The sequence below is a fragment of the Flavobacterium sp. genome, from assembly GCF_050696275.1.
Taxonomy (GTDB): Bacteria; Bacteroidota; Bacteroidia; order Flavobacteriales; family Flavobacteriaceae; genus Flavobacterium.
Map to the genome: position 1 here is coordinate 57,673 of NZ_JBOGUT010000019.1, position 18,372 is coordinate 76,044.

The window sequence follows — 18,372 nt, forward strand, 5'->3', positions numbered from 1 at the left end:
TTTGTACAGAAGCAAAGGAACGCCCGCGCATATCGCAGGCGTTTCCACTTACTTCCCCTGTACAATTAATTTTCGACTTTTGAAGGACAGGATTAAAGCTAAACGCTGATTATTTTTAAATTAATTTCTATTTCTAAAAATCAATAGTGCAACTTATATTTACTATTCTATATGTGATATTTTCTTGCAAATATACTATAATCTATATCGTTCTGAAAAAGTATTGCAATGTTTTCTAATTTTAATTGCAATGGTATTGCAATTATTGTTTTACATGAATTTACTTAACTTTAAAGGAATTGAGAGGATATTGCAATGGTATTGCAATGATTTGTAATTATAATTGCAATAAAAAATTAGATAATTGTATTTCTGAAAATATCTTCCAAATCATTATTGTAAACTCCTTCGAGTTTCAATTGCTCGTCAGTTTTACCCTCCGTCATATCCCATATTTTGACATTAATTCCCAATGAAATAAGAAATGGTATTTTATTTAAAATTATATTGACTGCATTTTCACTCATATCGGGAATGATTAGTACATTATGACCTATTAAACAACTTACTTTATTTTCTGTTAATCCATTAATTCCACCATAAGCCACCCAAACATATTGAGGAAATAAAATGTAGCCTATAATCGCCGTTTTTTCGCTTTCAGTTAATACAATTATTTTTTTTGCTTTAATTTTATCACAAATCAAATGTTCGCCAAATAAACAATTGAAATAACCGTCTTCATTTTTATAAGGAACTTTAAATTTATTGGTTCGTTTGCCGTTTGTATCATAGTAAGCTATTTTGGCTTTTTGAACTTTTAAATCAGTATTTATGCTCCAAAATATAACCCCTCCGTCTTTACTTGTTCCTAAAGCATAGGTTTCTTTCGCATCTTCTGTTTTTAAATCCCCGTATTTTTTGCGTAAATATTGCAGAAGATTGTTTTCGGGATTTACTTTGAAGTACTTCCATATTATTGATTCATCAATGTATTTTTGAGTAATTTGTTTGCTTATAGATATTACTTTTGATTCTCTTTCAGGTTTCTTGATAGGAATTAAAGAAACGGCTTCAAATCTATTATCTAAATCATTCCAATAATATTCGTTTTCATTTTCATCAATGTATATTGAGGTTGGTAATGTTGCTTTTCCGCAAGAATGGCAATAACCAAATTCCTCGCTAAGATTTTTATAATTCACAAACTTACCGTCTGTATTGCTTTTATTACAACAAGGGGTTATTATTTTGTGATTTCGTTTTACATCAAAAACAAGCTCTAATTCTCTTTTTTGTAACATTTTATAGATTTTGTCTTGCAACCTGCAACTTGCAACTTTAAAAAAAAGTCTTGTTAAGTATTGATTTTACTAATAGTTAAGCGATTTTTTGGCTTAGTTTCAAGTTGCAGTTGCATCAGTTCATTATTCCATTTTCTTGAAATGGTTGATTTGTTCATTCCTGTAATGGCTACAACATCTTTCTGACTGGCATTGTTTTTTATTGCCAATCTGATGATTTCTTCAACCGTTGGCAGTTTCTCTTTTTGTGTGATATTTTCATCTAAAACAATCTTGAAGTTTATAAAATAAAACTCAAGAATCAGAATTGCAATTTCAACGGTGTCAACACTCATTTTACTTTGATAGGTCTGCTTTTCAGAATTTAAAATAAGGTGTGTTAATAGGCTTATTTTATGAATGTTAATCATCATTTTAGAGATATACTCCTTACTTAAATCGGTTGCTTTATTTTGACGATTAATTAATTCCTGTGAATAATCAAAAAGGCGTTTATTGGCTTTAAAATCAAGTGCTATCTGTAAATCATCCATCTCAAAAGTGTTCTCTATTTCGGTGCGATAATTTAAAAGATTGATTAAGGATTTAGAATAGTTTCCATATACTTCATTAGAAATATCATTTCTTGACAATTGGTCATTCATCGTAAGCTTATTGGTAAAAAGGATTCTGTCGATTAATCCGCTTTCTAAATTTCCATCGGCAAATAGCTTCGGTACAAATTGATGTTGAATTGAACCTAACAAAGTGGGATATGATTTTTCGATTCTAAAACTTTCTGTTGTTTTACGAGATATATCAATGTGTTTATTGGTATTTCCCTGCAAAAAGAAAGTTCTCCAAGCTGTGCCTTCCGTACTATTTTTATTTGCCATTTTTTCAATAATAAAATAGAGTTCATCTATAAAAATCCCAACGGAATATTTGTTTTTATAGTGGGTAAATATTGCGGATTCAATTGTGGCATCCTGAAGAAACAATTGTTTTCTGTCAATCTTTTCAAGTTCTTCTAAATCCGCGTTGTTTCTTTTGAACTCCTTATATTTTTCATTGTCATATTTTACCAATGGAAAAGTAGCTAAATCCATAGCAGGGGATTTACTATCTCCACGACTTCCGATTATTGCAAAATATAAATTGCCATAATTTACATATCCCATTGCTTTAATTGAAAAGGCAAGTCCACCAGCGTTACTAAAAGCAAACAATATTGAACTTAATAAGTATTCTTTGGGTATTCTCTTTAAAGTAAACGCTTCATTAATTAGCGACCTAATTTCAACAGGCATCTTGGAAATTATTTCCTCCAATTGATTAATTGCAATTTCTTTGTTTGTCTTAAAAGCATTTCCAATTTTATTATCAATATCGCTCAAACTATTTATTTCCATAATCATAATTTAGATGATGATTCCACAATTGCAATGGTGTGGTTGTTTTCATTGCAATTAGTTTTCCTTAATCTTTTTTTGTTTACTTGCTTAATTAGCACATATTACAGAACCATTGCAATGATATTGAAAGATAATTGCAATGATATTGAATAACCATTGCAATGGTTTTTTAGCAATAAGATTTTAGATAATTTCTATTGAGAAGAAAATTTATTCATTTGCTGTAAAGCAGTTAGGACTTCCGCTTTTTTGTAGCGTACTTTATTTCCTATTCGGTAGGCGGGAATGATGTCTTTTTTTGTCCAATCCCATAACGTTACAAGTGAAACGGAGAGCATTTTGGCTGTTTCTTCCCTTGTCAGTAATATTTCATTATCGGGATTTTGCAAAGCATATCCTTTTAGTGCTTGAGTAACGTCCTTCACGATTTCATTTTTAAAATCATTAGCGTTAATGTTTTCGATTTGCAAGATTTCTTTAGCCATAACTTAATTGTTTATTTTAATTAATTATGGTACAAACTTAATCTGGTCGAATGGAGTTAAAACTATTAGGGTAACCCTGTGGGCTACCCTAATAGTTTTTTAATAATTTCATCTGCTTTTTTCCTGTCGCTTAAAAGCTTATCTGAATTTTGAGAACTTTTTTTGTCAAGTTCAAGATAAATCTTTTTAATGTTATCCTTATTTTTTCCAAATAGGTGGCTGAGAATCTCACCTTTTTTTGTGGCACTTATACTGCTCCAGTCTTTCATATTTATGATTTCCTCAAGTAGAAAAACCTGCAATGAAGTGTCAACAAAGTTTGATTTCTGTTTAGTGTTTTTAAGTGTATCAATCTGTTCTTTACAAAAGTCAATTTGTGTTTTAATCGTGTAATATTTTACCCATATATCCAAAATATCTTTGGGAATATCTGAAATTTCAAAATCTAATGTTAAATACTTCTGAATAAAAGTACTTTCTCCACTAAGACAATCAAAGATTAATTCCTGCCAATTTTCAAACCCATTAAACTCTTTTATTTCAGCATAAACAAGATATTCGGATTCATTTTTAACTTGCGAATATAAATCCTTATGTTTTTTCTCTAAGTACTTTATTTTTTCATCGCTCTCAATTCGTCCCTCCAAATTGGTTGAAATCTTGTTTAAATCAAATTGTGGGTCGGAAACTACAACTTCAACAAAGAAGCGGATGGATGTATATATTTCTTTTAAAATGGCTTGATTTATAATATACTCTTTTGATTCCAAAGTTATCATTGTATCAAACTCTATTGAATTTGTTTTTTCGTTGTCAATTAAAGATTCATCTTCAATAAAAACATTTTGCAGAATAAGGTTTGCTATATTTGAAAGCTCCAACTCTTGTGGCTTGAATTTCTTTACAAATTTTCTGTCTTCTATTTCTTGGTAATCGAAATTCATTTTGCTGGATTTTTTATTTTATTTACATTTCAAAAATAAACTTTAAAAGTTAAATTTTTAATCTAATTAAATTTACTGAAGTTTATTTTGGATAAATTATTTATTATCGGACAATAATAAGAAAAGAATTAAAAAAAACTTCACAGTTTTTTAAATTGGGACAAATGTCGGACAAGAAGCAAATAAAAAAACCGTAAACACTTATTTATAAGTCGTTTACGGTTTAGTGTTGCGGAGAAAGAGGGATTCGAACCCCCGGACCTGTTACAGTCAACAGTTTTCAAGACTGCCGCATTCGACCGCTCTGCCATTTCTCCAGTAAGACTACAATCATTTGCTGATTGCGGTTGCAAATATAGTAACCTTTTTTAATTATCAAAAATAAAATCGACTAAAAAATAAAGTTTTTTTAACCTTAAATACTAATTCATTCATTTATAAAAACTTAACGAATGAAAAAAAAATTAATATGTTACGTATTCTGTAATTTCCAAGCCATAACCTATCATTCCTACCCTTTTTCCTTGTGCTGTATTGGATACTAATCTGATTTTTGAGATGTCAATATCATGCAATATCTGTGCTCCAATTCCAAAATCTTTGCTATCAATAACAATTTTTGGAGCTTTCATTACACCTTGCGTCTGCAATACTTTAAGTTCGGAAATTCGGCTAAGCAAATTAACAGATTGCATATCCTGATTAATAAAGAGTACAGCCCCCTGCCCTTGCTCATTAATAACTTTAAACATATCATCCAGCTGCTTGTCTGCATTGTTTGTTAAAGTACCTAATAAATCGTTATTTACCTGTGATGAATTGATTCTTGTTAGAACTGATTCGCCAGTATTCCAGGTACCTTTGGTAAGTGCTATATGGATTTGCTTATTAGTCGTTTGTTCGTAGGCACGAAGCCTGAAAATTCCAAAACGGGTCTCGATATCAAAATCTTCTTTCTTAACAATCAGACTGTCGTGCTGCATTCTGTAAGCCACCAGATCTTCAATAGAAACCAATTTCAGATTAAATTTCTTGGCTACTTCATACAACTGTGGCAATCTCGCCATAGTCCCGTCTTCATTCATGATTTCAACAATCACACCAGCCGGTTTAAAGCCCGCTAGCCTTGCAAAATCTATGGCGGCTTCAGTATGTCCAGTTCGTCTTAAAACACCGCCTTGTTTGGCAATTAATGGAAAGATATGTCCAGGTCGAGCCAAATCAAACGGTTTTGTATTTGAATCCACTAAAGCCAATATTGTTTTTGCTCTGTCTGATGCCGAAATACCTGTAGTTACACCGTGACCTTTCAAATCAATTGAAACAGTAAACGCTGTCTCCATATGATCTGTATTATTAGTCACCATTGCCCTAAGTTCTAACTCTTTACATCTGCTTTCTGTAAGTGGGGCGCAAATCAAACCACGCCCGTGTGTCGCCATGAAGTTGACCATTTCAGGAGTGATTTTCTCAGCTGCAGCTAAAAAATCTCCTTCATTTTCCCTGTCCTCATCATCAACTACGATGATAACCTTACCTTGACGAATATCTTCAATTGCTTCCTCAATGGTATTTAATTTAATGGTTTCAGTTGCCATTTTTTATTCTGATTTGTTGCGTTGTGCAAATTTAGTGTATAATTTCTGGAACGGTTCTGTAATAAAATCAAAATTGATACTACCGTTATCATTTATGGCTTTCTTAGTTAGGTAAATAGCCAATGGAGTTAAAACTATTGAAGAAATCCAGGCACCCATAAACGGTGTAATTCCTGATTCTTGTGCTACTTTCTTCCCAAATGTGTTCAAAAAGTGGAAGGTAATAAAGATCAGCATTGCAAAAACTATTGGCAATCCCAATCCACCCTTTCTGATAATCGCACCTAGTGGAGCTCCTATAAAAAACATTAAAATACAGGCAAATGCGATAACAAATTTCTCATATATAGACAACCAATGACTGTTTATATCTTTCTTTTTTGCTTCCAGCATTAAGGCATTCATTTCAATATTTTGTTTCGCGCTTAAAGCATCACTCACAGCTATCTCCAGCACTTTTTGTTTTTCCTTAGTCTGCAGGAAACTGGTAAGTTCCGGTGTTTTAGATTGTTTTACCTGTGATGAATCCGACTGCGAAGTCGAGTTTATTCCGGTACGTATGTAAGCATTATCAGCCACAGACTGAACTTCTTTATCATAATTTATTGAAAGTGAATCAACAGTATATTTCAGTTCACTGAATTTCAACATATTATTTGTGTTCGCAATCTGCTCTTTATCGGTATCTACATTATTCAGTTTTGATAAATCAATATTGATATTGTATTTTTTGAAATAGACTTTTGTGAAAGGTAATTTTTGCCTGTCCTCGTATTTTTTTGGAGTAATATCCTCGTAATAATAACCGTCTATTAAAACCAATTGAAGTAAATTGGATTTTTCGCTGCTTATCAGTTCACCTCTTTTGGATCTGATAACGGTTTTGGCGCCTTCTCCAAGGTTTGATTTTTTATGAATCGTAACACCTTCCAGAAACTCTCCCTTTTCGCCTGTTTTTTTATTCACCTTAATGTTAATATTCCCAATGGTGCTGAATTGTCCTTCAGCAATTGCCATTGCAGGCTTAAGTTGTGCTATATTCTTCCTGAAATTGATAAACTTATATTCGGAGTATGGAATCACATTATTGGCAAAGAAAAAAGCACAAATGCTCAATGCAAAAATAAAAATCGACAAACCTTTCATAGTTCTCTGGAAAGAAACTCCGGCTGATTTCATGGCTGCGAATTCGTAATTTTCAGCTAAATCACCAAATGTCATGATAGATGAAAGCAGTACGGTAAGCGGCAAAACCATTGGAACCAGCTTCGGTGATCCAAACATTAAGAATTTTAATATTAATGCAAAATCTAAGTCTTTACCCGCCAATTCCGATATGAATAACCATACCATTTGAAGGACGAATATAAAAAACAAGATTACAAATACAGAAGTAAATGTAATCAAGTATGTTTTTAATAAATATCTGTCGAGGATTTTCATTCCAATTAATCCAAGTTATTGATGTAATAGTTGGGGTACTTGCTTTTTACAAAGGTAAACTGATTTTTCGGCAATGTTAAATTGGTTTTGAAAGAATTAACAGTTAATGTCACCTTGGTCCCTTTTTTACCAATAGTGATTGTATTGTAGACTTGATTGGTTTTAGTATCAATTCCAACCAATATTTCTTTTCTTTCGTCTTTCGAACTTATAGGAGTCAATTTAATATATTGGATTTTCTTTCCTTTCACAGTTTGTGTAATGTCCCAGGTATATTTGAATCCTTTATTAAAAAAAGTAAGCATTTTAGCCGGCGTATCTGTATCGTCTTCATTTTTTCCCAAGCTTGAAATTGAAATTTCTTCATCTTCTGTAGAAATTGTGTATACTTTTTTACCATCACACATTTTGGTAACACCTAAAAAATTCAGCACATATTGATTTCCGCTTAAAGTCACATTTCCCTTACTATCCTGATTGATGTTTTCTTTCAGATTCTGCAGCGAATATTTAAACTCAATTTGAATATTTTTATATGTTTTTACTTTAGCCGAAACTTTATCCAGCAATGCTTTCGCTTTTACAGCGTCCTGAGCCTGAGCTGTTATACTTAAAACAATAAGTACTAAACCAATTATCTTTTTCATTATTGATTGTTTTTTTCATTATTTAAAAAATGTTCCAAAGCTACCAAATCAGGAATGTTAACCGAACGGGCTTTACTTCCTTCAAAAGGGCCAACGATTCCGGCAGCTTCCAGTTGATCTATTAATCGGCCTGCTCTGTTGTATCCTAATTTCAGTTTTCGTTGAATTAGTGATGCCGAACCTTGCTGAGCCGTTACAATAACTTCTGCAGCATCTCTGAACAAGGAATCTCTGTCTGAAATATCTACTTCAAGATTGATGCCACTTTCTTCTCCCACAAATTCAGGTAACAGATAAGCAGTTGCATAGGCTTTCTGAGAACCGATAAATTCAGTAATCTTATCTACTTCAGGTGTATCTACAAAAGCACATTGCACACGGACTAAATCATTTCCGTTTGTATACAACATATCTCCACGTCCTATCAGCTGATCTGCACCTCCTGAATCAAGAATTGTTCTTGAATCAATCTTCGATGTTACTCTAAACGCAATTCTGGCAGGAAAATTGGCTTTAATCATACCTGTAATTACATTTACCGATGGTCTTTGGGTTGCAATAATCAAATGTATACCAATAGCACGTGCCAACTGCGCCAAACGGGCAATAGGAGTTTCAACCTCTTTACCGGCCGTCATAATCAAATCGGCAAATTCATCGACAACAAGAACAATATACGGTAAAAAGCGGTGACCTGCTTCCGGGTTTAATTTTCTGAGTCTGAACTTTTCATTGTACTCCTTTATGTTTCGGACCATGGCATCTTTTAGCAAGGAATAACGGTTATCCATTTCAACACAAAGTGAATTTAAAGTCGTAATTACCTTTGAATTATCTGTAATAATTGCATCTTCAACATCTGGTAATTTGGCTAAATAATGACGCTCAATCTTATTAAAAAGTGTAAGTTCAACCTTTTTCGGGTCAACCAAAACAAATTTAACTTCCGCCGGATGCTTTTTATATAATAATGAAGTCAGTACTGCATTTAATCCAACCGATTTTCCTTGTCCTGTTGCTCCAGCCATTAACAAATGGGGCATTTTGGCTAAATCAACCACAAAAGTTTCATTTGAAATTGTTTTTCCTAATGCAATAGGCAATTCCATTTCTGCTTCCTGAAATTTAGCGGAACCAATAACCGACTTCATGGAAACCATACTTGGGTTTTTGTTTGGAACTTCAATACCGATGGTTCCTTTTCCTGGAATTGGCGCAATAATACGGATTCCTAATGCTGATAGAGACAAAGCGATGTCGTCTTCCAGACTTTTAATTTTTGAAATACGGATTCCCGCTTCAGGAACAATCTCATACAAAGTAACAGAAGGTCCAACTGTCGCCTTAATTTGCGCAATTTCTATTTTGTAGTTACGTAATGTTTCTACAATATTATTTTTATTCTCTTCTAATTCGGCTTGGTTAATGGTAATTCCGCCAGAAGCATATTCTTTTAATAAATCGATAGTTGGAAATTTGTAATTTGATAAATCCAAAGTCGGATCAAATTCACCAAAATCAGAAACCAATCGGGCGGCCAGATTTTCTTCAACAATGTCCTCTTCTTCGACTTTCTCGATTACAAATTCGTTTTCATGCGGTTTTTCAACCTCACCTTGAGAAATTATCTCTTTTCTTGTTGGTTCTAATATTAATTCAGAAGCCGTTGAAATTGTTGGTTTTAGAGCTTCCTTATTAATTTCAAATTGAGAAATGGGTTTTAAAGTAATTTCACCTAAGTCTTCTTCATCCGATTCAAAATCCTTTTTGTTTGGACTTGTAATCAGTGAATCTTTGATATCATCATTATCTTTAACGGCAAATTCTTCTAAATTATAAGCTGTAGATCCATTATTCTCAGGAACCAAATCGCTATTGATTTCTCCTTTTGCATTTTCAAAGAAACCTTTTATTTTGTCTGGGGAAATTTTAATTTTAAAAATCAGATAAATAACAATTCCGAAGATTAATGCCAGTAAAGTTCCTGATTTCCCAATATAGTCCTGTGAAAACAAATTCATTTCATATCCGATAACTCCTCCTAATTCCGGTAAAAAATCGCCGAAAAAACCAAACAGTATCGATAAGATTATGATCACAAAAATATCCCAAAACCAGGTTTTTTTCAATTTGGACACGGCCATATCTAAAACCAAATAGGCTCCGGTAATAAACAGTAATCGAACAAATAAAAATGATGCTACTCCAAAACCTTTGTAAATAAAGAAATCGGATAAAAAGGCTCCAAATTTGCCCAGCCAGTTTTGAACATGCGAATTTCTATTCGTAAAATCATTTAATTCACTCTGATCAAATTTTCCGTTAACAAAATAAGAAATAAAGGAAACAGCAAGTGCGACAGCAAGCAGCACTAACAGCACTCCAAAAGCAATTTTGTGCTGACGTGAAGGACTGAAGCGACTGAATAAGTTAGTTTCGCCCGGTTCTATGGAAGTTGTTTCTTTTTTAGTGGATTTGGCCATTTAAATAAATACTTTTGAACAAAAATAGTCAATATTACCAATTAAACTAATCGTGGTAAATAAATAAAAAGCCCAATTGTTATTGCTGTTAAAGCGGCGAAAAATACAGCCCCAGCGGCAATGTCTTTAATAAAACCTATACGTTCATGATAATCAGGATGAACAAAGTCAGCTACTTTTTCTACAGCGGTATTCAAACCTTCAATGCTTAATACCAAACCAAAAGCAAAAATCTGAAACATCCATTCGTATCTGTCAATTTCAAAATAAAGACCGGCAATAATCATCAGCACCGCAATCGATGACTGAACCATAACACTATGTTCTGTTGTGATTAATTTTATTGCTCCTTTTACTGCAAATCCTACACTTTTTAAACGTCCTGTAAAAAAAGAATTGTCTTTCTCGAATCCCATTAAATCAGATTAAAGTGAAGCTAAAGCAGCTTCATAATTAGGTTCATTTACAATTTCTGAAACTTGTTCGGTGTATTTAACTACACCATTTTCGTCAAGAACTACAACGGCACGCGAATGCAATCCTGACAATGGTCCGTCAGTAATTGTCAAACCGTATTCTTTTCCAAAGCTGCCTTCTTTAAAATCGGAAAGGTTCACTACATTTTCCAAACCTTCAGCACCACAAAAACGATTTTGAGCGAAAGGCAAATCACGTGAGATACACAATACTTTAGTGTTAGGCAATGCACTGGCTTTCTCGTTAAACTTACGGACAGATGTAGCACATGTTCCTGTATCTATACTTGGGAAAATATTTAAAACGACTTTACTTCCTTTATAATCTGATAAAGAAGAAGTTGATAAATCTGTTTTAATTAGTTGAAAATCTTTTGCTTGTGACCCTATTTTAGGTAGTTCTCCTATTGTATTAACTAAATTACCTTTTAAAGTTATTTGTGCCATTTTGATATATTTTTTGAAATTCAAAAGTAATGAAAAAAAAGCAATATTTTTTACTTCAAAAGTGAATCTTAAACATCCTTTTATAATATTCCAAACTTTTAACAAAGAAAGTAATATGTTGATTATTTTGTTTATTATTTTTAAAATATTAAGAATTTTTTTGCATTTTATTTACTAACTTTGAGTAATAACTAAAAAAAGAACACTATGAAAATCGCTACAATTATTGTCAGATCATTAATGGGTTTGTTGTTTATTTATGCCTCATTAGCCTTTTTTCTAAAACTTGCCCCTGAACCTGAAACAACCGGTGCTTTCAAGGCTTTTCAATCAGGAATAGTGGCTTCAGCTTATATCTTGCCTTTCGCAAAATTATTAGAACTGCTCTGTGGTTTGTCTTTCCTGACCGGAAAATTTGTTACACTCGCAAACATTGTGATTTTACCGGTAACCATTAATATTTTTATGATAAATTTATTTATGACTCCGGAACAACTGCCTATAGCGATTGCTCTTATTCTCGGAAACTTATTTTTAATTTACAGATATTGGGACAATTATAAATCTGTATTTACACCATAAAAAAAAGCTCCTTTCGGGAGCTTTTTTATTTATCAATTGAGCCTAAAACACGTTTCATAAAATCGTTTAGGGCCTCTTTTTTAGTTTTTCCCTCCTGAACCATTTTATGCACTTCGAGTGCGCCATACATATTGGAAATCAATTCACCAATAACATCCAGTTCTTCATCTTTTAAAGACGAAACTTCTGTTAAAGCTTCCAGAACCTCAATGGTTTCGATTACATAATCCTGATCGTTTTCTTCAATAAATTCGGTCAGATTTTTAATAATTGGCAGCTTCATAATTATGATATTCCTTGAATCAATTCTGTTAAAACCTCTGCTTTGTTAGTTTGTGTTTCATTAACCAGTTGCCCTTTTACGAATGTAGCAAACGTTGGCAAATTTGAAACATTAGCCAATTTTCTTGATTCCGGAGAATTTTCGGCATCGACTACTACAAAAGTGATTCCTTCGTTCTCTGCAGCCAGTTTTTTAAATTTCGGCTTCATTATACGGCAATTACCACACCAAGATGCTGAAAACTGAACGGCAACCTTGTCATTTTTTGATACTAAATCAGCTAGTGTATCCTCGTTTAATTCTATCAGCATAATTTTAAAATTTCAATAAAAATGGCAATAACAATACACTATTTATTACAATGGAATATGCTATTGCCATTAAAATTATTTCTTAGTTTTGGCTTAAATAAGTTGCAGTACTTAGTCTGTCAGCATTCATTGCCTCTTTACCTTCTTCCCAGTTTGCAGGACAAACTTCTCCTTTAGTCTGAACGTGTGTGTAAGCATCGATTAAACGGATATACTCATTCACATTTCTGCCTAACGGCATATCATTAACACTTTCGTGGAAAATTTTTCCTGTTTCATCAATTAAGTAAGTAGCTCTGTAAGTTACGTTTGAACCTTCAACTAAAATATCGTTTGATTCTTCATCATATACTTCTTCAGCATCTAAAATATCTAATGCTTTAGATAAATTTCTAGTTGTATCCGCTAACAATGGGTAAGTAACTCCTTCGATGCCACCGTTGTTTTTTGGTGTGTTTAACCATGCGAAATGTACTTCATTAGTATCACATGAAGCTCCGATAACGATTGTGTTTCTTTTTTCAAATTCCCCTAAAGTTGCCTGAAAAGCGTGTAATTCTGTTGGACAAACAAATGTAAAATCTTTTGGATACCAGAATAATAAAACTTTTTTGTTGTTTTTTGTTGCTTCTTCAAGAACATTGATTCTTAAGTTGTCCCCCATTTCTGAGATAGCGTCTACTGTAATGTTTGGAAATTTTTTACCTACTAATGACATAATGTATATGGATTTAAATTTATTTATTTTAACGGTGCAAAAATAACCATATAAACGGACGTTACACAATAGGTTTTAATTCTATTTTTTTATTTCACTATAATTTAATCTTATTAAAATATTTATCCGCAGAAAATTGCATCACATTAAAGCTGTACTATCCTATAATAATAGCAGGAATACATTATTAAAAGTAAAAAAGACGGCCTGTTTTCAAGCCGTCTTATAATTTATAGTAATCTGTTTTTTTATTAAGCCAAATCGAAGCGGTCTAGATCCATAACTTTACTCCAAGCGGCTATAAAGTCTTTAATAAACTTCTCTTGAGAATCCTCACATCCGTATACTTCGGCGAGAGCTCTAAGTTCTGAGTTGGAACCGAAGATAAGATCCACTCGGGTACCTGTCCATTTCAATTCACCGGTCACACGGTCTCGGCCTTCAAATATATCTTCATTCGCTGAAGTAGCTTTCCAAGCAGTTCTTAAATCAAGTAAATTCACAAAGAAATCGTTAGAAAGTACTTCCGGACGATGGGTGAACACTCCATGTTTGGATTGATCAAAATTTGTATTTAGTACACGCATACCACCAATAAGTACTGCCATCTCTGGTGCAGTCATTGTCATCAGCTGTGCCTTGTCTACTAACATTTCTTCTGCTGACACTGTATAACGGGTTTTCATGTAATTACGGAAACCATCTGCTTCGGGCTCTAATACCGCAAATGAATCAATATCAGTTTGAGCTTGAGAAGCGTCTGTTCTTCCCGGCGCAAAATGAACTGTCACATGATGACCTGCTGCTTTTGCCGCTTTCTCAACACCTACTACACCGGCTAACACAATTAAATCGGCTAAAGAAACTTCTTTACTGCTGGTTTGAGCATTATTAAATCTAGATTGAATACCTTCAAGTGTTGACAAAACCGTTGCTAATTGAGTTGGATTATTTGCTTGCCAATTCTTTTGAGGTGCTAAACGAATTCGGGCGCCATTAGCACCACCTCGCTTATCAGAACCGCGAAATGTTGCGGCAGATGCCCAAGCAGTACCAACCAATTGTGATACTGACAATCCTGAATCTGAAATTTTGTCTTTTAAAGCAACAATATCATTACTATCAATAAGTCGGTGTGTAATTGCCGGAACAGGATCTTGCCAGATAAGCTCTTCTTTAGGTACTTCCGGGCCTAAATAACGTGAAATTGGTCCCATATCACGGTGTGTCAATTTGAACCATGCACGGGCAAAGGCATCTTTTAACGCATCCGGGTTTTCATAAAAACGTCTGGATATTTTTTCATAAGCAGGATCTGCTTTTAAAGAAAGGTCGGTTGTCAGCATAAATAGTGTATGTCGTTTTGACGGATCATGTGCATCGGGAACTAAACCGACACCGGCACCATTCTTCGGCTGCCACTGATGCGCCCCTCCAGGACCTTTTATTAATTCCCATTCGTATCCAAAAAGATTCTCCAAAAAGTTATTGCTCCACTTTGTCGGAGTGGTTGTCCATGCTCCTTCTATACCGCTGGTGATTGTATTAGCTCCATTACCACTTCCAAAAGTGTTTTTCCAGCCAAGGCTTTGTTCTTCAATACCAGCAGCTGCCGGCTCACGGCCAACGTACTTACCTGCATCAGCAGCACCATGGGTTTTTCCGAAAGTATGACCTCCAACGATCAATGCTACCGTTTCTTCATCATCCATAGCCATGCGCCCAAAAGTCTCACGAATGTCTTTTGCCGCTGCCAACGGATCAGGATTACCGTTTGGTCCTTCAGGATTTACATAAATCAAACCCATTTGAACGGCTGCTAAAGGATTTTCTAAATCCCGATCACCTGAATAACGTTTATCATCCAACCACTTTCCTTCAGAACCCCAATAAATATCTTCTTCCGGTTCCCAAACATCTTCTCTTCCTCCTCCAAAACCGAAAGTTTCAAAACCCATCGACTCAAGAGCACAGTTTCCTGCAAGAATCATCAGATCAGCCCATGAAATTTTCTTACCGTACTTCTGTTTGATCGGCCACAACAGCAAACGTGCTTTATCAAGATTAGCATTGTCCGGCCAACTGTTTAGTGGTGCAAATCGCTGGGTTCCTGAGCCACCACCACCACGACCGTCAGCAATACGATAGGTACCTGCACTGTGCCACGCCATTCTGATAAAAAGCGGTCCGTAGTGTCCATAATCCGCTGGCCACCAATCCTGTGAATTGGTCATCAAATCGAAAAGATCTTTCTTTACAGCTGCCAAATCAAGGCTCTTGAATGCTTCAGCATAATTAAACCCATCACCCATCGGATTGGATAATGAAGAATTTTGACGAAGGATATTCAATTTTAATTGATTGGGCCACCAGTCATTGTTTCTCGTACCGGAACCTGAGCTGAATTTTGCAGTACCTCCGGAAAAAGGACATTTACTTTCTCCATTGGTGTTAGAATTTGTGTTGTTTTCCATAATTATAATTCTTTTTTTGATTTTTACGTTACTCTCTCAAATTTAAGAATTTAAAAAGCTGGTTCACATCGCAAATGATTATTAATTTTTATTTTGAAATAGTAAATAACTATGATTCTTAATAAGAAAAATCGAACATCAAAATTTTATTCAGTAAGTTTTATATATTTGTTTCCTGCTTAAAAAAGCGGACTAATCAACTATAATTAACCAAATTATGTCTTTTTCAAAATTATTTAGAAAGAAAAACGTTCAGGATATTTTAGACCAAGTTAAAAGAAACAATGCCGATGACAGCCATCATTCGCTAGGAAAACACCTAACAGCCAGAGATTTAACAGCTTTTGGAATTGCTGCTATTATTGGTGCCGGTATCTTTAGTACCATTGGTAAAGCAAGTGCTGATGGAGGGCCTGCTGTAATTTTCTTATTCCTTTTTACAGCTCTTGCGTGTAGTTTTGCCGCTTTTGCATATGCCGAATTTGCTTCAATGGTTCCTGTTTCAGGAAGTGCTTATACGTATTCTTATGTTGCTTTTGGTGAAATTATCGCCTGGATAATCGGTTGGGCATTAATCATGGAGTATGCTATCGGAAATATTACCGTTGCCATTTCCTGGAGTGATTATTTTACGGGATTACTCCAAAGCGGAGGTATTCATTTACCGCAATGGGTTCAAATGGATTACCTGACAGCTTCCAAAGGCTTTAATGAAGCTACAGCTTTAATGCGTGGCGGAAAAACTTTTGAAAATCTGGATGCTGCTTTACAGTCTGCTTACACTGCCTGGACGACTTCTCCAACTATTGGTTCACTTCATTTAGTGGCTGATTTACCTGCTTTATTAATCATCGTAATTATTACGGCATTAGTATACCGCGGAATGAAAGAATCCAGAAACGCCAGTAACTTAATGGTGGTTATAAAACTTTGCATCATTTTATTGGTTATTGCCGTAGGTATATTTTATGTAGATACTGCTAATTGGGATCCTTTTGCACCTAATGGCGTTGGAGGTATCTTAAAAGGAGTTTCAGCTGTTTTCTTTGCATACATTGGTTTTGACGCTATTTCAACTACTGCCGAAGAGTGTAAAGACCCGCAACGTGATTTACCTAAAGGTATGATGTGGGCTATTATCATATGTACTATATTATATGTTATTATAGCACTGGTTTTAACCGGAATGGTACATTATTCTGACTTAAATGTGGGTGATCCCTTGGCTTTTGTTTTTGAAAAATTAGACCTGAAATGGATGTCAGGCATCATCGCCGTAAGTGCAGTTGTAGCCATGGCAAGCGTTCTTCTGGTTTTCCAGATGGGACAGCCTCGTATCTGGATGAGCATGAGCCGTGACGGATTATTACCAAAACGCTTCTCAAAAGTACATCCTAAATATAAAACACCTTCTTATGCCACGATTGTAACTGGTTTTGTGGTAGCAATTCCTGCTTTATTCCTAAACCTTACTATGGTGACGGATTTATGCAGTATCGGGACTTTATTTGCTTTTGTATTGGTTTGCGCCGGAGTGCTGGTTTTACAAAACAAACCGGATATTCCAAGAGGAAAATTCAAAACACCTTATGTAAATTCCAAGTATATTTTCCCGCTTTTATTAATTGTTGGAGCCACTATCGCTTTTACTGTCAATAAAGAGGCAACAATGGGCTTTATTAATAATGAAAAGCAAATCAATGATCCTGCTGCCATTGTAACTTCATTAAATGAAAATCAGACAAAAGAAGTCTATACATTCTTAATTGAAAAATCTGAAAACAAAGAAACAACTGATTTAGAGCATCTGTTAAGCCAGTTCCAGGAAGATGAAGCACAATATAAAACAATTGTTGATTCATTGCCTATTGATAATTCTCTGAAATATGAAAGTGGTTTCGGTTTGTTCAAACACAAAATTCCAATGTGGATTTTCTTAATTACACTTTTAGGATTAACGGTTTGGTCTTTCCGAAAAAACCTATCCTTAATTCCATTATTAGGTTTGGTTTGCTGCTTGTATATGATGGCCGAATTAAGTGTTTGGAACTGGATTTACTTTACCATCTGGTTGCTGATAGGACTTTCTATCTACTTTGGCTTCAGCCGAAAAAACAGTAATCTTAATTTCACCGAATTAAAAAATACAATAGAAGATTAATATTCTTCCTTCTCCAAATAAAAAATCTCCGTCTGTCGATGGGGATTTTTTATTTTCAACAGAAATGAATCCTACAAGGACAAGTATAACCTACTTCTCCCGAAAATAATTGGCTTACTGCAAAGTAAGTTTTACACAGCAAAACATCTCTTTAAAGCATCACCCACCTTTAAATCAAAAGCATAAAAAACAACGCCGAAACAACGCGGCAGCGTTCCGCATAGACGAGGAGGCAATAAATTCTCTACATCTATCCGAAGCACCATTGTCCTAAAATCCGCAGGCGAGAGTCAGAAAGCCGAAATTTCCGTAAAAAGAAATGCTGTTTGAGCGAAGCGAGTTCATTTCTTTTAGGAAGTAAGGCGTATCTGACCGCCGAGGATTTAAGACTTGATTTTTTTGTTTCTTTTTTTATCAAGAAAAAAGTAAAGAGAAAATCTTTATGAAAATAGTACCCACATCAATACCCACAATCTTGTCATAATCAATGAAAATCATTTAATTCGTGTCAAAAAAATAACACACACACAATCCACTCCCACAATCCCATCATAAGCCCAATAACCACCTTACATACATTTGAAGACCACCCCGCCCTTAAATCAAAAGCATAAAAAACAAC

General features: G+C 34.3%; 16 protein-coding genes and 1 tRNA gene. 2 read left to right on the forward strand and 15 right to left on the reverse strand.

Annotation, left to right across the window (positions count from 1 at the left end; all coding sequences use genetic code 11):
* Nucleotides 1-356 precede the first annotated feature (356 nt).
* From ACRDEC_RS10905 to tpx, 11 genes are all read right to left on the reverse strand, one after another.
* Nucleotides 357-1,304: a DUF6371 domain-containing protein gene (locus tag ACRDEC_RS10905; protein WP_431498373.1), complete on the reverse strand. Its 948-nt coding sequence runs from the start codon at nucleotides 1,302-1,304 to the stop codon at nucleotides 357-359.
* A gap of 53 nt (nucleotides 1,305-1,357) precedes the next feature.
* The gene (locus ACRDEC_RS10910; RefSeq protein WP_431498374.1) at nucleotides 1,358-2,695 is read right to left on the reverse strand and encodes a DUF3987 domain-containing protein; all 1,338 of its coding nucleotides are present in this window, start codon (nucleotides 2,693-2,695) and stop codon (nucleotides 1,358-1,360) included.
* A gap of 197 nt (nucleotides 2,696-2,892) precedes the next feature.
* Nucleotides 2,893-3,183 carry a helix-turn-helix domain-containing protein gene (locus ACRDEC_RS10915; RefSeq protein WP_431498375.1) on the reverse strand — a complete coding sequence of 97 codons (291 nt, stop codon included), beginning with the start codon at nucleotides 3,181-3,183 and terminating at the stop codon, nucleotides 2,893-2,895.
* A gap of 83 nt (nucleotides 3,184-3,266) precedes the next feature.
* Nucleotides 3,267-4,127: a hypothetical protein gene (locus tag ACRDEC_RS10920; protein ID WP_431498376.1), complete on the reverse strand. Its 861-nt coding sequence runs from the start codon at nucleotides 4,125-4,127 to the stop codon at nucleotides 3,267-3,269.
* A gap of 232 nt (nucleotides 4,128-4,359) precedes the next feature.
* Nucleotides 4,360-4,444: transfer RNA gene (locus ACRDEC_RS10925), tRNA-Ser, on the reverse strand.
* 147 nt (nucleotides 4,445-4,591) lie between these two features.
* Nucleotides 4,592-5,725, reverse strand: a complete 1,134-nt coding sequence (gene ribB / locus ACRDEC_RS10930; RefSeq protein WP_431498377.1) for a 3,4-dihydroxy-2-butanone-4-phosphate synthase — start codon at nucleotides 5,723-5,725, stop codon at nucleotides 4,592-4,594.
* A gap of 3 nt (nucleotides 5,726-5,728) precedes the next feature.
* Entirely contained in the window at nucleotides 5,729-7,168 is a 1,440-nt protein-coding gene (locus ACRDEC_RS10935; protein ID WP_431498378.1) for an LptF/LptG family permease, read from the reverse strand.
* 5 nt (nucleotides 7,169-7,173) lie between these two features.
* Entirely contained in the window at nucleotides 7,174-7,815 is a 642-nt protein-coding gene (locus ACRDEC_RS10940; protein WP_431498379.1) for a LolA family protein, read from the reverse strand.
* Nucleotides 7,815-10,298, reverse strand: coding sequence for a DNA translocase FtsK (locus ACRDEC_RS10945; RefSeq protein ID WP_431498380.1), 2,484 nt, complete (start codon nucleotides 10,296-10,298; stop codon nucleotides 7,815-7,817). Before ACRDEC_RS10945 ends, ACRDEC_RS10940 begins: the two co-directional genes overlap by 1 nt.
* A gap of 41 nt (nucleotides 10,299-10,339) precedes the next feature.
* A complete protein-coding gene (locus ACRDEC_RS10950) occupies nucleotides 10,340-10,714 on the reverse strand; it encodes a diacylglycerol kinase family protein (protein ID WP_431498381.1) in 375 nt (124 codons plus the stop codon).
* A 9-nt stretch (nucleotides 10,715-10,723) separates the two neighbouring features.
* Nucleotides 10,724-11,221, reverse strand: a complete 498-nt coding sequence (tpx, locus tag ACRDEC_RS10955) for a thiol peroxidase (protein ID WP_431498382.1) — start codon at nucleotides 11,219-11,221, stop codon at nucleotides 10,724-10,726.
* 207 nt (nucleotides 11,222-11,428) lie between these two features.
* Between tpx and ACRDEC_RS10960 the strand changes: the two genes are divergently transcribed.
* Nucleotides 11,429-11,803 (forward strand): DoxX family protein, encoded by a 375-nt coding sequence (locus ACRDEC_RS10960; protein WP_431498383.1) that lies wholly within the window; start codon nucleotides 11,429-11,431, stop codon nucleotides 11,801-11,803.
* Between the two features lie 25 nt (nucleotides 11,804-11,828).
* Here the strand turns inward: ACRDEC_RS10960 and ACRDEC_RS10965 are convergent, their stop codons facing one another.
* From ACRDEC_RS10965 to katG, 4 genes are all read right to left on the reverse strand, one after another.
* Nucleotides 11,829-12,086 (reverse strand): DUF6952 family protein, encoded by a 258-nt coding sequence (locus ACRDEC_RS10965; protein WP_431498384.1) that lies wholly within the window; start codon nucleotides 12,084-12,086, stop codon nucleotides 11,829-11,831.
* 2 nt (nucleotides 12,087-12,088) lie between these two features.
* Nucleotides 12,089-12,397, reverse strand: a complete 309-nt coding sequence (locus ACRDEC_RS10970; protein ID WP_431498385.1) for a thioredoxin family protein — start codon at nucleotides 12,395-12,397, stop codon at nucleotides 12,089-12,091.
* 82 nt (nucleotides 12,398-12,479) lie between these two features.
* Nucleotides 12,480-13,115: a peroxiredoxin gene (locus ACRDEC_RS10975; RefSeq protein WP_431498386.1), complete on the reverse strand. Its 636-nt coding sequence runs from the start codon at nucleotides 13,113-13,115 to the stop codon at nucleotides 12,480-12,482.
* Nucleotides 13,116-13,366: 251 nt separating this feature from the next.
* Nucleotides 13,367-15,589 carry a catalase/peroxidase HPI gene (katG, locus tag ACRDEC_RS10980; RefSeq protein WP_431498387.1) on the reverse strand — a complete coding sequence of 741 codons (2,223 nt, stop codon included), beginning with the start codon at nucleotides 15,587-15,589 and terminating at the stop codon, nucleotides 13,367-13,369.
* A 217-nt stretch (nucleotides 15,590-15,806) separates the two neighbouring features.
* Between katG and ACRDEC_RS10985 the strand changes: the two genes are divergently transcribed.
* Nucleotides 15,807-17,750 (forward strand): amino acid permease, encoded by a 1,944-nt coding sequence (locus tag ACRDEC_RS10985; protein WP_431498388.1) that lies wholly within the window; start codon nucleotides 15,807-15,809, stop codon nucleotides 17,748-17,750.
* Nucleotides 17,751-18,372 lie beyond the last annotated feature (622 nt).